The following is a 14,033-nucleotide window of genomic DNA, read 5'->3' on the forward strand; positions in this document are numbered from 1 at the left end:
TAAGTCTTTTCATTAAGAGTGGGAGTTTCTGTGGCTAGTTACATACGCTTCAAAGGCTTCACGACACTATCTAAGCCTTCAATTTTGAGCGCTAAACATAGCTTGAGCAAATCCCCTAGCTCGCCGCTTGGCCAGCCCTTTTTATCAAACCACAGTAAGTATTCTTCAGGCAGGTCGATTAACACTCGCCCTGCATATTTCCCAAATGGCATTTGCATTCTAGCGAGTTTAATGAGGTTTTCTTTTTCTAACATAAGTGACAGAGAGTTAAGGTAACTCGCCCAAGGGTAACACTGGTTCTCCCTCCTCACCAGCAAATCGCAGTCACGTTTATTTTTGGCGGCCTTGACTCGCTTTATGCTAGAGTACGCGGCATAAAAAATGAGAACGAGAAAGCAATGAAGTCACCTTGTCGAGCAGCATGTAAAAATAACGCCGGAATATGCTCTGGTTGTCACCGAACGATGGATGAAATCATCCAATGGAAAGACAAAACCGATCTCCAACGAGATGCGATTATCGAACAAATCGCAGGAGAAGATTCAACGCACAGTTGTCCAGAATGCGGGACTCAAGCCCATTGTGATATCGCCGCAGGCAAAGAGACATGCTGGTGCTTTACTATTGAAACCCGTAATTTACCCAAGCCAAGCGCTAACCAGCTGTGTTTGTGCCGAAAATGTCTAGAAAAAAAGCCAGTCGCGTAATACGACTGGCTTACTGATCATCGTTTTCTGACTGGTGTTTATTTAGCGGTTAAAGCGGACGCTTCAAACTTAATGCCTTCCCACCCTGTCACCATAAAATTACGAATATTCTGGTGATCGCTGTTCTCTGGATGCTGCAATACATCTTCACGATAAAAACGGCCAAAGCAGGCTAGCGTCGCTTCTTTGTCTAGGTTGTTTAGCAAACCGAAAGCGAAGATCTTACACGAACCGTTGTTCTCGCCTGCATTGTTTTGTGTCTCACCATTTACAAAAGCGGTTGGCTCAAACGTATAGTTATCTTCGATCACCGCCATCGTTGCTTCAAATTCGACCTGCTCTGGTGACGCTGCCAATAAATCTAAAAACGATTTTAATTCCATTATTCCTCTATCCCTACTTCATCATATTGATGACACATTAGTTTCATAAAAAGCCAATATAAGAGTCATCAATCATACATATATTCAGAGCCTTACCAAATCACACGTCATTCAGCGCTCTATCATTCCAGTTGCGGAAATGGACAGCAGCATAAAACCCATGCTGATTGACAACCTATCGGATTGATAAGGAGATATCATGATCACCCCTTTAAAGGCAATCGGTGCACTCGCATTGTCATCACTTGCCATCGCGTGTTCATCACAACCCGAAGATACCGTGGCTTCATTCGCTACACAATGCAAGCCTACCACTGCACCCGTTACTGGGGAAACGTCAATTCAAGGTTTAACTTTTATCGGAACATCCGTTGCTGATGCACCATTCGACACATCGGCAGCTGAAATCGTGAGTTATGACGCCTGTACAGATAAGCTCTATGTGGTTAATGCTCAAGCAAAACGTGTCGATGTAATGTCTATGGATGACAACGGCGTACCAACGCAAAGCGCATTCATCGATCTCAACAGCGCTGGCGAAGCAGCGGGCATTGAAATTGGCGCAGCAAACAGTGTCGCTGTATTCAATGGTTTGGTAGCAGTTGCGATTGAAAACAGTAATAAACAAGCGAATGGTATTGTTGGCTTGTACCGCTCCGACGATTTGTCATTAGTCATGACGTTTCCAACAGGCGCATTGCCAGACATGGTTGGCTTCTCGAAAGATGGCCGATACATCGCAACCGCTAATGAAGGAGAGCCAAACAGCGATTACAGCATTGACCCTGAAGGTAGTATCACTTTGATCGCTCTGAGCCTTGGTGTTACTCAAGCAGAAGTGACACAAATTGGCTTTAACGAATTTGATGGTTCACGAAAAGCAGAGCTCCCAATGAATGTGCGTATTTCGGGGCCAAACGCCACCGTCGCACAAGATCTAGAGCCTGAATACCTCACTTTTGCAGATAACGGTAAAATCTATGTCGCGCTACAAGAAAATAACGCCATGGCAATCGTCAATCCAGAGAGCAAATCGGTAGAAAAAATTGTTGGCTTAGGTGAGAAGTCTTGGTCGGGCGCTAAACTCGATGCATCCAACAAAGACAAAATCATTGGGAACTTGAAAAGCTACCCACAACTGGTTGGCTTATTTATGCCTGACACCATCGACAGCTACTCAGTGAATGGGAGTACTTACATCGTATCTGCAAATGAAGGCGACGGGCGTGAGTACGGATTCACAACCACTCAAGAACTGTGCGACAAAGCTGGCTTTATGTGGGATGAAGACGATTACCTCGGTACAGATGAATATACATCTGAGCAAGGAACCTGTTTAAGCCATATTGATGAAGTGCGCGGTAAGAAGCTGAAAGTGGCAGCAGAACACCCATTGGCAGAGGCACTAAAAGACAACAAACAACTCGCGCGTTTAAAAGTGATTAAGCCGGAACAAACGCTTTCTGCACAAGAGAATGTTCAATCATTTGGCGCGCGTTCATTCTCGATTTGGGATGAAAACGGCAAGTTGGTCTTCGATAGTGGTGACGATTTCGCGACTATCGCGCTGCTGAATGAAGGCAAGAACTTCAACAGCACCAACGATAACAATAATAGTGGCGATGACCGAAGTGATGATAAAGGTATTGAGCCAGAGGCGATTGAAGTAGCACAAATTAACGGTCGTCATTACGCGTTTATTGGCTTGGAGCGTCAAGGCGGTATCATGATTTATGACATCACAGACCCGAAACAAGCGCAGTTTATGCATTACGTCAACCGCCGTGATTACAATCAGCCAGTATGTACAGAAGTCGAAGATGGCGAATGCATGAACGACACATACAATCCAAAAGCAGGCGATTTAGGTCCAGAATCCATTAATTACTTTACCCGTAATGGTGGTCATTTTATCGCCGTTGGCAATGAGGTATCGGGCACGACATCCGTCTTCCGAATCAATCTATAAAGTAATGTAAAAGTCATTTAGAACCAAAACGCCCGACGTAAGCCGGGCGTTTTTTTGTATGAGGTAATGTCCTACTCTGCCGATGCTAGCGCGTCACACTTTGATGCGCAGATAAAATCGTTTTTATGCAGACCTTTGATAGAGTGACTCCACCACGTTACGGTAACCTTACCCCATTCCAACAAAATAGAAGGATGGTGGAACTCATCTTCTGCCAGTTCCGCGATTTTGTTACTGAAAGCCCATGCTTGTTTGAAGTTCTTAAATTTATACACCTTTTCTAGTTGAGGTATATCTTCTCTTTCAATGATCTGCCAATCAGACAATTGCAGAAGCAGAGACTGTTGCTCTTCTTTGCTTAGTGCAATGGCATCGATACTACAAGCTTCGCATTTTTGTTCATTCAACATGAGCAGGTTCCTTTGGTTCAAAAAGTGGAGGAAGCAGTCCAGCTTCAATCGCTAGATCGGCTTGTTTCAATAAATTTAACTGACTGATTTTAAAGAGCTGAGAAAAGTCATCAATCACGTAGTACTTCGGTTGCATGATGTCGATACGATAAGGCGTTCTCAGCACAGTTTGTAATTCAAATGGGTCGCGAATTGCTACATCACTCTCTAATGCGTAGAGGGTTTCGCCAGGAGATGAGAGAATACCACCACCGTAAATTTTGGTTTTGTCCCCTTCTTTCACCAAGCCAAACTCTACGGTAAACCAGTAGAGGCGAGCGAGATAGGCTCTTTGTTTTGGGGTAGCGGCTTGCCCTAGTTGACCATAATGTTCGGTAAATGCAGCAAAATCTGGGTTGGTTAACATCGCACAATGACCAAATATTTCATGGAAGAAATCCGGCTCTTGCAAGTAATCGAACTCTTCTCTGGTACGCAAGAATGTGGCGACGGGAAAGCGCTTATTACCGAGTAGATTAAAAAATCGGTCGAAGTCAATAAGCGCAGGAACGGGCTCCACTTGCCAACCTGTTGTCTCCATCAGGACACGATTAATTTCTGGCAATTGAGGAACGCGGTCTTGAGGTAAATCAAGCAGCGTTAAACCGTGTAAATAAGCCTTACAAGCTCTGTTTTGGATCACACCCATTTGTCGTGTTACCAAATCTCGCCAAATGGCGTCTTCTTCACGGCTCCATTCAACCCTGCCTTCCTGGTTTACGGGTTTAGAACGATACTGAGTCATGGCACATCTCCATTAACAAATCCTTTACATTAAGCCTATCTTCAGTCTTAAGAGCTTCCAATCCCTGCGCGATTTTCTCAGCACCATCCCGATGTAACATATTGTTTACAATGCATCGTAACTGCATGATTTTTATGACACGATATAATCTCTGGCTTGTTTGACTTTATCGTGTATTCCTCTCAAACTAAAACCTGTTATCACTTTGTTATAGAGGGACCTATGCGCGAGAGCAGCAAAGTATGGCAACCGAGCGAAAGTCGTATCGAAGAAGCCAACATTACACAGTTTATTGAACACATTAATCGACAAGGAAATACCCTTGAAAGCTTCGCTGATCTGCATCAATGGTCACTCGATCATGTAGAAAAATTTTGGCAAGAAGTTTGGCTATTCTGCGACGTCATTGGCACTCAGGGAGAGACCATAAAAGAGCGAGCAGAAAGTCGCTGGCAGCAACCTGTTGAAAATAGGGATATAAAATGGTTCCCAAACGCGCAAATTAACTACGCCGAAAATTTGCTAACCTACGCGTGTCACCAACCCGATGATCTCGCGATTTGGTTTGAAAATGAACGTGAAGAAAAACAGACCTACACCTGGAAACAATTGTGCGAAGAAGTTTCGAGTGTGCAGCAATGGTTGAAAGAATGTGGAATTAAGCAAGGTGATGTCGTCGCTGGTTATTTACCTCACCTACCTCAAACGGTGATAGCCATGTTAGCAACCACCAGTTTAGGGGCAACCTGGACTTCTACCTCACCTGATTTTGGCGTTGAAAGCGTTTTGGAGCGCTTTGGTCAAGTGAAACCCAAAATCCTGTTTACTTGTGATGGCTATACATTCAATGGCAAAACTTTCGATATGTCTAAGAAAAACCAGCATATTGCGGATCATCTTGATGGTCTTAAACAAGTTTGCCAAATTAGCTACCTTAAACCACACATTTTTGAATGCGATGTCTGCACCCAAGATTGGCAAAATGTCCTGAATCAATACACCCCCGAAGCGCTGACTTTTACTCGTGTGAATTTTAACGATCCGCTATTTGTGCTCTATTCTTCAGGCACAACAGGCAAACCGAAATGCATCGTTCATTCCGTCGGCGGAACGGTGCTTAATCACTTGAAAGAGCATCAACTGCATTGCGATATCCAACCGAACGACCGAGTGTTTTATTACACGACCTGCGGTTGGATGATGTGGAACTGGCACGTTTCTTCACTCGCGAGCGGTGCATGTTTGGTGATTTTTGATGGTAGCCCTGTTTACCCCACTCATAATGTGCTCTGGGACCTCGCAGAACGAGCCGAAGTGACGCTGTTTGGAACCTCAGCAAAATACCTAGAGGCGCTGGAAAAAGCACCTTTTTCTCCGCAGAAAAGTGATGCATTTCCAAGTCTGAAAACCATTTGCTCAACGGGCTCTGTTCTGTATCCAGAACAGTTTGATTATGTCTATCAGCGCATTAAAGAAGATGTACACCTCGCCTCGATTTCTGGCGGAACAGACATTTGTGGCTGCTTTGTATTGGGCAACCCTATTTCTCCCGTTTATCGGGGAGAGTGCCAATCAGCAGGGTTAGGGGTCGATGTCCGAGTCTTTAACCCACAAGGTAATAGCGTAATGGGAGCGCGCGGTGAGTTGGTTTGTGCCAATTCATTACCCAACTTCCCTGCTGGCTTTTGGAACGACACCGGTGAGAGATATCATCGTGCTTATTGGGATAAATTCGACAATATTTGGCACCACGGCGATGATGTTGAACAGACCCGCGTTGGGGGATACGTATTTTATGGTCGAAGTGATACCACGTTGAATCCTGGTGGCGTAAGAATCGGCACGGCCGAAATCTATCAGCAAGTGAACTGTATAGACGGTATTCTAGATTCGATCGCAGTAGGAAAAGAAGTCGATCGCAACGAACAAATATGGCTGTTTGTCCAATTAGTCAAAGGGGTAGAGCTCAATGACGAGATGATCGCTTCCATCAAAGCACAGCTAAAGTCTGCATGTTCTCCAAGGCATGTACCTAGTGCAATTTACGCAATAAGCGATATACCTAAGACACGCTCAGGAAAGCTGGTCGAGTTAGCCGTTAAGCAAGTCGTTAACAACCGAAGCGTCGAAAATTTAGGCGCAATAGCCAACCCTGAAGTGCTGGAGGAGATACGCAGGATAGTCATCTCAAAATAACCTCCGAAGACTAAGTTGTTCGAGTATGTCCTTGCCTGCACCACGACGCTTGTTTAGAGCAAGTGAAGTTACATATATCCTCAGCAGATAAGAAAAAAGCGAGCTTGTTAGCTCGCTTTTGTCATTTTTTGTTCTTTATTCAGCGGTATTAGCGACGACCAAGCCCCATTAATACCGACATTGTTTTACCATCAGATGTAATGTCAAAAACGTGTTGCGATTCAACTTCAGTAAAACCCGCTTCTTTCAGTGCACGCTCAGACTTCGCAAGGGTAAAACCGTCTTGTTCACATTCTGCAATCCAATCAAAATGAACAAAATAGCCGCCGTGGTTAAGTAGAGAATGCGAGATCGTTAATGACGCGTCTAAGTCTTCCACAAACGCTAAAACTGATGATGCAACCACCAAGTCGAACTGTCCACGAAACGCAGGGTGCTGAGCGACCAAGCCGCGAGATAATGCATCTACCACAGGTTCTACGTTGACGAGCTCTTTTTTATCGAGTTCCTCAATCATGGCTTCCGATGCGTCTAATGCTACGATGTCTTTAACCATCGGTGACAATCGTTGACTTAACTGCCCTGTTCCGCATCCAAAATCTAGTACTTTAATGCCATCAAGCTGAGTTAGCTGTTGTAACTGCTCAAACACCGACTGCGCAAATTGCTCTGTTGCTGGATTTGATTCCCAGTTTTTTGCTAAGCCGTCCCAATCTTGTGCCATCGTGGCCTCCATGTTCACTTTTTGTAACCCACATAGATTACCGCAAAACCGTTAAAAGACCATAGACTTATCTGGCGGATTCGCGTTTTTTTCGATAATCTTTCATGGCTTTGGGAGCGCATCTGCATAATACCCAAATTATTTGAATTCATTTATTGGTTGTGTCAAATCATGAACTTAACTCAAGTAGAAGCCTTCTGCACCATCGCTGAGTGTGGTTCTGTTTCTGAAGCGGCAAGGCAACTCGACTGCAATCGTACCAAACTCAGTATGTCGATTAAGGCATTAGAGAAAGATCTCGACGTTGAATTGTTTAACCGAACTGGCAACCAGCTCACCCTCTCTGAAGCTGGGAAAGCCATTTACAAAGATTGCGAACACCTACTTATCATCGCACAACGGGTCAGAAAGACCTGCGCTCAAATCTCGGAAGGGTTTAACGCGGAAGTTTGGGTAGCACGTGACGACTCCTTACCTGATGATCTCTGGCAAGAATTATCTCATACATTGAATAACCGCTTTCCTTCAACAACCTTCAACTTAATCTTGGCATCCAGTGGCGACTTAGCCAACTTGGTCAGTACCCACCAAGTAGATTTTGCTTTCGGCGTTGATTATGAGCGAGTAGACGATCCTCGTATCGTATATAACCCATTAGGCAAGATACGTATGATGTCAGTATGCAGTGTAGAACACCGCCTAAGTAAGATGCGCCGTGTCTCAGACGAAGATCTACGTAGTCAGATGCAAGCACTAATGGTGTACCTAAATGAGAAAGACAACCCTGAACTGCAACCTTTCTCGACTCGATATATTGGTTTTTCGAGTTTTGACTACATGCTGAACACCATCTTAGAAGAAGACGCTTGGGGCGTGCTTCCAGAACCATTAATCCGCCATTACCTTCGTCAGCAGAAGCTCGCCGTTATCAAACACACATACGGATTGACGCAAGAAGACTACTGTATGTTTTCACCTAACGGCCATACTGAGCATCCAGCAATGACGTGGTTAGCAGATAAATTGAGCGAGTATTTATTTGACTTCTAAACATTTTATCAGTGAGCGTCAATTTTACTGACACCAAAAAATCACAGTAAGCCATTGTTTTATAGGAATATAAATAAAAACGCAATTTTTTAGATTAGTTACTGGTCACTTTGTGGTTGCCTAAATTACCTTATGAGCGAAGAATAGTAAGGTATTAAAATTCAAAGGCATCTTTTATGTGTGACAGGACAAGCAAAAACGAAAACCGTATTCTAACCATTTCAGCCCTTTTGGCATCTGGGTTCGCTGCTGGTGGTATGGTACTTGGCTTGCTTGTAGGATCAATTGTCATCGTGTTTGACGGTGTTTACTCTTTGGTCAGCTTACTGTTAACTTTATTGTCACTGGCCGCTTCTTACTATATTAACAAGCCTTCAAAATCTGTATTCCCATTTGGAAAAGCGGTCTTAGAACCAATCGTTATTGCGATAAAAGCAGCCGTCATTTTAGTGGTTGTAAGCTTCTCTCTCTACTCTGCGATATCAGCATTGATGTCTGGAGGTCGCGAGGTCGATGCTTCTATTGCGACCTTATTCGGCATCGTGAATGTTATCGGTTGTGGTTACGCTTGGTGGCTTATGGCGAAACGCAGCCGCCGCTTCTCATCAGGCTTGATTGAAGCGGAGAAAAAACAGTGGCAAATGGATACTTTGTTGAGTGTGGCGGTGACCGTAGGATTTATCTCGGCTTGGGCTGTTTCACTAACGCCATTCTCTGAGTATGCGGTATATGCCGACCCCATGATGATGGTTTTAATGGGCTTTTACTTCCTCAAAGTACCGTTCGATATGCTAGTAGGTGCCTTACGTGAACTACTAATGATGGCACCAAGCAAAGAGCTGTGTCAGAGCGTTGGCAAAGATGTTCTTGAGATTGAAAAAGTAACTGAGCATCAATTGAAACTGGCTGGCGTAACGAAGGTGGGCCAAGAGCTACGAGTAAATGTGGACGTACATATTGATGACGACACATTGGAGCTTGATACACTAGAGCACACTCGTAAGCAGCTTATAAAGCGACTGTCGAAGCACAGATTCAAGCTTCAACTACACTTGAACGTCGCTTATTAGAGTGCCACCAAAGAGCCGTTAAAACTCAATAAAAAGCTCCCAATCTCGGGAGCTTTTTTAATTTTTTCGATTTAGTTTCTTCGTATTCGAATACAGCTCGCAAGGGAGATCTGTTCGTTGCTCACTTAAATTCTCTGATCTCGTTGGTAACTTACCCAGCCGCTTCGCGCTTCTCTTTGGTGACTAACCAACACATCAGCGAGCCCACCGTTACCATCACAACGCCCTGCCAAAAGCTATGGCTCAGAGTTACGCCAAGAATAATGGAAGAAAATAAAGCGGAAAAAATGGGTGTGAAGTAAGACAAGGTGGCGAGAAAAACCATATTGCCGCCAACGATCGCGATATTCCATAAACCATAACCACCAGCCATTAAAGCCGCAGAGGCCACTAAGTACCCCATCGCTTCCCAACTGAATGTCATTGGTGGCTCATCCGTAAACGCGTATTTGACCCAAAGCGAAACAGCTGTTGCAATAAAAAACAGGGTAATCGCATTATGTTTAGATTGCTGCCTTTGGGTTAAGTTGCAATAAAAAGCCCATATAACCGCGCCAGCGAAAGCCATAAAATACACCAGAGGGTTACTACTAACATTGGACATGATCTGAGTTATGGATAAGCCATTCTCACCGCTCACAGTCCAAGCAACCCCAACAAACGCCAGCGTAACTGCGGGATAAAGCAACCAGTTTGTTTTTTTATTGCTGCCAAGGACCGCAAATAAAACCGTCAGTGCGGGCCAAAGGTAATTGACAATCGACACCTCAATTGCCTGCGCGCGCGAGTTGGAATATCCCAAAGATAGAGCGAGAAATATTTCATAACAGACGAACATCGCACCACCAAGCGCAAGATACTTGGGAGAAAAGTAAGACAACTTTGGAATACCGACCACGATAAGAAGGAAAACAGAGCTAAGAGAGTACAACATGGCTGCCCCGCCTACAGGACCTAAACTCTCCGTAACCAACCTCGCGATGCCAAGCAGACAACTCCAAGAGAGAATCGCGATACAACCATAAAGTGTGAAACGAAATTGCACTGATTTCATGTGACCTACCACTCACGAATGCCAAAGGAAACGTCAGCTTAACTCAAAAATGATCAGGTTCAACGTACTGTTTTATAAAAATCAGTATAAAAATCATTCTATTAAGCCGTTGGAGTTGATATGAAACATTTTCTGCCCTCTAGTGTTATGCTTACACCCTTTGTTGTGCGCTACTATGATGAAGATGACAACGAGAGTGAAAACGTTAAAACACATTCGGAAACGCATGGTCTAGATAGCGAAGAGCAATCTAAGGAACGTTCAGAGTAAAGGAATCCAAACATGAAAAAAGTCGCAGTCATTTTAAGTGGTTCAGGCGTTTACGACGGTTCTGAGATCCACGAAGCAGTGTTGGCGCTCTACGCCATCGAGAAGGCAGGTGCAACTTGGCACTGCTTTGCACCTAACATTGACCAACTCCACGTCATCAATCACCTAACTGGTGACGAAATGGATGAAACACGTAACGTATTGATCGAATCAGCTCGTATTGCACGCGGAAATATTGACGATGTCGCCAAACTTAACGTCGATGAATACGATGCCCTACTGCTTCCAGGTGGGTTTGGTGCCGCGAAAAACTTAACCGACTTCGCTGTTTCGGGTGCGGAGTGCTCCATTAACACACACGTAGCTCAAGCTTGTCGCGCGTTTGCTAATGCGAAAAAACCAGCTGGCTATCTGTGTATTTCTCCTGTCATTATTCCGATGATTTATGAGCAAGGCGTGAAAGGAACGGTAGGCAACGATGAGGCAGTCTCAATAGCATTTAATCAAATGGGGGGTGAACACACCACGTGCCCTGTCGAAGACATCGTTTTTGATGAAAAACACCTCGTACTTTCAACCCCTGCTTACATGTTGGCAGAGAATATCTCTCAAGCGGCTTCAGGTATCGAAAAGTTAGTATCAAAACTGATTAAAATAGCTTAATTATTAGTAGTTAGCTTATAAAACACTTCCCTATCCCCATTGATAATTAAGTTATTAATGGGGATTTTTTATACTTTAGTCGAATTTAGAGATATATCCGCGTCAGAAGTCAATTTCTGCCAATCGTTTGCGTCCATAGTTTCATATTTGTTCTACTTTATATCAGTGTTGCACTTATACGCAGTGCAACAAGATCACTGTCACAGTTTTTCTCTTGCAAGTACCTCTAAGTGGGTAAACTTGCTTTAGATCAACTTCAATCTGGAAACGAATGTGCGACAGTAAATGGCAAATTAAGAAAGATTATTAAAAATAACGACGGAGCTATCCAATATGACAAGTGCATTTTTTATCCCTACGGTAAACCTAATGGGCGCTGGTTGTTTGAAAGACGCAGCAGACAGCATCCAATCTCAAGGCTTTAAAAAAGGTTTGATCGTTACGGATAAGATCCTTAACCAAATCGGTGTAGTCAAACAAGTTCAAGACCTTCTCACTGAGCGCGATGTAGCAACCGTTGTGTTTGATGGCACTCAACCAAATCCAACTATCAGCAACGTTAACGACGGCTTAGCACTTCTTACTGATAACGAATGTGACTTCGTTATCTCTCTAGGCGGCGGTTCACCACACGACTGTGCGAAAGGTATCGCGCTTGTTGCTTCTAACGGCGGCAAAATCGCAGATTACGAAGGCGTAGACCAATCTGCAAAACCAATGATGCCACTTATCGCGATCAACACGACGGCGGGTACTGCATCTGAAATGACGCGTTTCTGCATCATCACTGACGAAGAGCGTCACATTAAGATGGCTATCGTTGATAAGCACACAACACCGCTTATCTCGGTAAACGATCCAGAGCTAATGCTCGCTAAACCTGCTTCGCTAACTGCGGCAACAGGTATGGATGCCCTAACTCACGCGATTGAAGCTTACGTATCTATCGCGGCAACACCAATCACTGATGCAGTAGCAATCAAAGCGATTGAGCTTATCCAAGCTTACCTACGCACAGCAGTGAAAAACGGTGAAGATCTAGAAGCTCGTGAACAAATGGCATACGCACAGTTCATGGCGGGTATGGCGTTCAACAACGCTTCTCTAGGTTACGTACACGCAATGGCACACCAGCTAGGTGGTTTCTACGACCTTCCACACGGTGTTTGTAACGCGATTCTTCTACCTCACGTACAGCGTTACAACGCGCAAGTATGTCCTGAGCGTCTACGTGACGTAGCAAAAGCAATGGGCGTAAACGTAGAAGGCATGTCTGCTGAAGAAGGTGCAGCGGCAGCAATCGACGCTATCGTTACTCTAGCGAAAGATGTGGGTATCCCAGCAGGTATTAAAGAGCTTGGTGCGAAACTAGAAGACATCCCAACACTAGCAGACAACGCACTGAAAGACGCTTGTGGTTTCACTAACCCTAAACAAGCAACTCACGAAGAAATCTCTAAGATCTTCGAAGAAGCGATGTAATCTCGCTACATAAACAATTCTCTAGCCTTAATTCAATCCCCGATCTCGTATCGGGGATTTTTTACATTCATATACAAGTGAATCTCTGCCAAACATAGTCTTTTAGTGTTAGCTTTTAAGTATTAACACGATTCATATTGGAAGGAACCATGAGAACGATTGCTGCTACCCTACTCGCTTGTTTATCCTTTTCTGCCAACACTGCCGAATACCGCGCCAACGAAGTGGCGAGTGGATTTCAGATCCCTTGGGGGATCGAGTTCTTAGATAATCAACGCGTTATCGTCAATCAAAAGAACGGTACGGTTTCGTTGCTGGATATCACCACAGGCAAACCTCAAAAGCTGTTTAACGTTCCCGATGTGAACACCAGTGGACAAGCCGGCTTATTGGATGTCGCGCTCGCACCGAATGCCGATAAGCAAAACCCGCAACTCTTCTTTACCTACAGCAAGCGAACGAGTAAAGGCAATACGGTGGCGTTAGCGACGGCGCAATTGCAAAACAATCAGCTTGTAGGTTGGAAAGATCTCTTTGTTGCTGATGCCTTCACCGATACAGGTCGCCACTACGGCAGTCGAATTTCATTTGTAGACGATAAAGTTTACTTCTCAATCGGTGACCGTGGCGAACGTGATAATGGACAAGACACTCAAACCCATGCTGGCAGTATTCTACGCCTTAATCTTGATGGTTCGGTTCCGCAAGACAACCCATTCAAACCTTCCGAAGCTCGTCATGAGATATGGAGTTACGGGCACCGTAACCCACAAGGTATGTTTTACGACGAAGCAACAAAACAGCTGTGGTCGATTGAACATGGACCACGGGGTGGCGATGAAATTAATCTAATCAAGAAAGGCGCGAACTACGGCTGGGCAAAAGTCTCTCATGGTAAAGAGTATTGGGGTCCGTTGGACGTCGGGGAAGCTAAGTCGTTATCGGGAATGGAAGATCCAAAACTGGTATACATCCCTTCTATCGCACCAAGTAACATGATTTTGTACCGTGGCGATAAGTACCCTGAATTGGACGGAAAAATCCTCGCCGGTGCATTGAAACTGGCGCACATCAACGTAGTTTCTATTGAGAATGGCAAGCTCACCGAATCAAAAAGATTGATGGAGAATCTTGGTGAGCGAGTAAGAGATATAACCATCAGCCCCGATGGTTATATCTACTTTTCTACCGACAGCGGCAAAATCTTTCGTCTTGAGGAAAGGTAATCAAACACTAAAATCGTTAAGACTATTTAATTTGTGACGTACTAG

At 44.5% G+C, this 14,033-nt stretch carries 15 protein-coding genes; 9 read left to right on the forward strand and 6 right to left on the reverse strand.

Annotation, left to right across the window (positions count from 1 at the left end; all coding sequences use genetic code 11):
• Window positions 1-38: 38 nt before the first annotated feature.
• Window positions 39-254, reverse strand: a complete 216-nt coding sequence (locus N646_RS22580; protein ID WP_005375557.1) for a DUF3820 family protein — start codon at window positions 252-254, stop codon at window positions 39-41.
• 144 nt (window positions 255-398) lie between these two features.
• On the opposite strand from N646_RS22580, the gene N646_RS22585 reads away from it, so the two are divergent.
• Window positions 399-707 (forward strand): cysteine-rich CWC family protein, encoded by a 309-nt coding sequence (locus N646_RS22585; RefSeq protein WP_017821097.1) that lies wholly within the window; start codon window positions 399-401, stop codon window positions 705-707.
• A gap of 38 nt (window positions 708-745) precedes the next feature.
• On the opposite strand, the gene N646_RS22590 is transcribed toward N646_RS22585, so the two are convergent.
• Window positions 746-1,090, reverse strand: coding sequence for a HopJ type III effector protein (locus N646_RS22590; RefSeq protein ID WP_005375560.1), 345 nt, complete (start codon window positions 1,088-1,090; stop codon window positions 746-748).
• A 199-nt stretch (window positions 1,091-1,289) separates the two neighbouring features.
• On the opposite strand from N646_RS22590, the gene N646_RS22595 reads away from it, so the two are divergent.
• A complete protein-coding gene (locus N646_RS22595) occupies window positions 1,290-3,059 on the forward strand; it encodes a choice-of-anchor I family protein (protein WP_017821098.1) in 1,770 nt (589 codons plus the stop codon).
• Between the two features lie 71 nt (window positions 3,060-3,130).
• On the opposite strand, the gene N646_RS22600 is transcribed toward N646_RS22595, so the two are convergent.
• Together N646_RS22600 and phhA are read right to left on the reverse strand one after the other, a co-directional pair.
• On the reverse strand, window positions 3,131-3,469 hold the full coding sequence (locus tag N646_RS22600; protein ID WP_005375563.1) for a 4a-hydroxytetrahydrobiopterin dehydratase: 339 nt from the start codon (window positions 3,467-3,469) through the stop codon (window positions 3,131-3,133).
• Complete coding sequence (gene phhA / locus N646_RS22605; protein ID WP_005391119.1) at window positions 3,459-4,253, reverse strand: phenylalanine 4-monooxygenase; 795 nt, start codon at window positions 4,251-4,253, stop codon at window positions 3,459-3,461. The genes N646_RS22600 and phhA overlap by 11 nt, the downstream gene beginning before the upstream one ends.
• 222 nt (window positions 4,254-4,475) lie before the next feature.
• On the opposite strand from phhA, the gene N646_RS22610 reads away from it, so the two are divergent.
• Window positions 4,476-6,449 (forward strand): acetoacetate--CoA ligase, encoded by a 1,974-nt coding sequence (locus tag N646_RS22610; protein WP_017821099.1) that lies wholly within the window; start codon window positions 4,476-4,478, stop codon window positions 6,447-6,449.
• A 148-nt stretch (window positions 6,450-6,597) separates the two neighbouring features.
• On the opposite strand, the gene N646_RS22615 is transcribed toward N646_RS22610, so the two are convergent.
• The gene (locus tag N646_RS22615; protein WP_017821100.1) at window positions 6,598-7,173 is read right to left on the reverse strand and encodes a class I SAM-dependent DNA methyltransferase; all 576 of its coding nucleotides are present in this window, start codon (window positions 7,171-7,173) and stop codon (window positions 6,598-6,600) included.
• A gap of 171 nt (window positions 7,174-7,344) precedes the next feature.
• Here N646_RS22615 and N646_RS22620 point away from each other — a divergent pair, with 171 nt between their 5' ends.
• Together N646_RS22620 and N646_RS22625 are read left to right on the forward strand one after the other, a co-directional pair.
• Window positions 7,345-8,223: a LysR family transcriptional regulator gene (locus N646_RS22620; RefSeq protein WP_005375568.1), complete on the forward strand. Its 879-nt coding sequence runs from the start codon at window positions 7,345-7,347 to the stop codon at window positions 8,221-8,223.
• Window positions 8,224-8,399: 176 nt separating this feature from the next.
• A complete protein-coding gene (locus N646_RS22625) occupies window positions 8,400-9,293 on the forward strand; it encodes a cation diffusion facilitator family transporter (protein ID WP_017821101.1) in 894 nt (297 codons plus the stop codon).
• Window positions 9,294-9,444: 151 nt separating this feature from the next.
• On the opposite strand, the gene yddG is transcribed toward N646_RS22625, so the two are convergent.
• The gene (yddG, locus tag N646_RS22630) at window positions 9,445-10,347 is read right to left on the reverse strand and encodes an aromatic amino acid DMT transporter YddG (RefSeq protein WP_005389394.1); all 903 of its coding nucleotides are present in this window, start codon (window positions 10,345-10,347) and stop codon (window positions 9,445-9,447) included.
• A 120-nt stretch (window positions 10,348-10,467) separates the two neighbouring features.
• Between yddG and N646_RS24805 the strand changes: the two genes are divergently transcribed.
• The 4 genes from N646_RS24805 (at window position 10,468) to N646_RS22645 (ending at window position 13,988) form a co-directional block, all read left to right on the forward strand.
• Window positions 10,468-10,617 carry a hypothetical protein gene (locus tag N646_RS24805; protein WP_017634379.1) on the forward strand — a complete coding sequence of 50 codons (150 nt, stop codon included), beginning with the start codon at window positions 10,468-10,470 and terminating at the stop codon, window positions 10,615-10,617.
• 12 nt (window positions 10,618-10,629) lie between these two features.
• Entirely contained in the window at window positions 10,630-11,280 is a 651-nt protein-coding gene (gene elbB / locus N646_RS22635) for an isoprenoid biosynthesis glyoxalase ElbB (RefSeq protein WP_017634378.1), read from the forward strand.
• A gap of 333 nt (window positions 11,281-11,613) precedes the next feature.
• Entirely contained in the window at window positions 11,614-12,762 is a 1,149-nt protein-coding gene (gene yiaY, locus N646_RS22640) for an L-threonine dehydrogenase (protein WP_005388247.1), read from the forward strand.
• A 149-nt stretch (window positions 12,763-12,911) separates the two neighbouring features.
• Entirely contained in the window at window positions 12,912-13,988 is a 1,077-nt protein-coding gene (locus tag N646_RS22645) for a PQQ-dependent sugar dehydrogenase (protein WP_017821102.1), read from the forward strand.
• The last annotated feature ends 45 nt before the right edge of the window (window positions 13,989-14,033 follow it).

It is taken from the genome of Vibrio alginolyticus NBRC 15630 = ATCC 17749 (assembly GCF_000354175.2).
GTDB lineage: Bacteria > Pseudomonadota > Gammaproteobacteria > Enterobacterales > Vibrionaceae > Vibrio > Vibrio alginolyticus.

Bases quoted from the DNA above. Each gene is read 5' to 3' on its own strand.
- N646_RS22580 (WP_005375557.1), bottom strand. From the start codon at position 254: ATGTTAGAAAAAGAAAACCTCATTAAACTCGCTAGAATGCAAATGCCA.
- N646_RS22585 (WP_017821097.1), top strand. From the start codon at position 399: ATGAAGTCACCTTGTCGAGCAGCATGTAAAAATAACGCCGGAATATGC.
- N646_RS22590 (WP_005375560.1), bottom strand. From the start codon at position 1,090: ATGGAATTAAAATCGTTTTTAGATTTATTGGCAGCGTCACCAGAGCAG.
- N646_RS22595 (WP_017821098.1), top strand. From the start codon at position 1,290: ATGATCACCCCTTTAAAGGCAATCGGTGCACTCGCATTGTCATCACTT.
- N646_RS22600 (WP_005375563.1), bottom strand. From the start codon at position 3,469: ATGTTGAATGAACAAAAATGCGAAGCTTGTAGTATCGATGCCATTGCA.
- phhA (WP_005391119.1), bottom strand. From the start codon at position 4,253: ATGACTCAGTATCGTTCTAAACCCGTAAACCAGGAAGGCAGGGTTGAA.
- N646_RS22610 (WP_017821099.1), top strand. From the start codon at position 4,476: ATGCGCGAGAGCAGCAAAGTATGGCAACCGAGCGAAAGTCGTATCGAA.
- N646_RS22615 (WP_017821100.1), bottom strand. From the start codon at position 7,173: ATGGCACAAGATTGGGACGGCTTAGCAAAAAACTGGGAATCAAATCCA.
- N646_RS22620 (WP_005375568.1), top strand. From the start codon at position 7,345: ATGAACTTAACTCAAGTAGAAGCCTTCTGCACCATCGCTGAGTGTGGT.
- N646_RS22625 (WP_017821101.1), top strand. From the start codon at position 8,400: ATGTGTGACAGGACAAGCAAAAACGAAAACCGTATTCTAACCATTTCA.
- yddG (WP_005389394.1), bottom strand. From the start codon at position 10,347: ATGAAATCAGTGCAATTTCGTTTCACACTTTATGGTTGTATCGCGATT.
- N646_RS24805 (WP_017634379.1), top strand. From the start codon at position 10,468: ATGAAACATTTTCTGCCCTCTAGTGTTATGCTTACACCCTTTGTTGTG.
- elbB (WP_017634378.1), top strand. From the start codon at position 10,630: ATGAAAAAAGTCGCAGTCATTTTAAGTGGTTCAGGCGTTTACGACGGT.
- yiaY (WP_005388247.1), top strand. From the start codon at position 11,614: ATGACAAGTGCATTTTTTATCCCTACGGTAAACCTAATGGGCGCTGGT.
- N646_RS22645 (WP_017821102.1), top strand. From the start codon at position 12,912: ATGAGAACGATTGCTGCTACCCTACTCGCTTGTTTATCCTTTTCTGCC.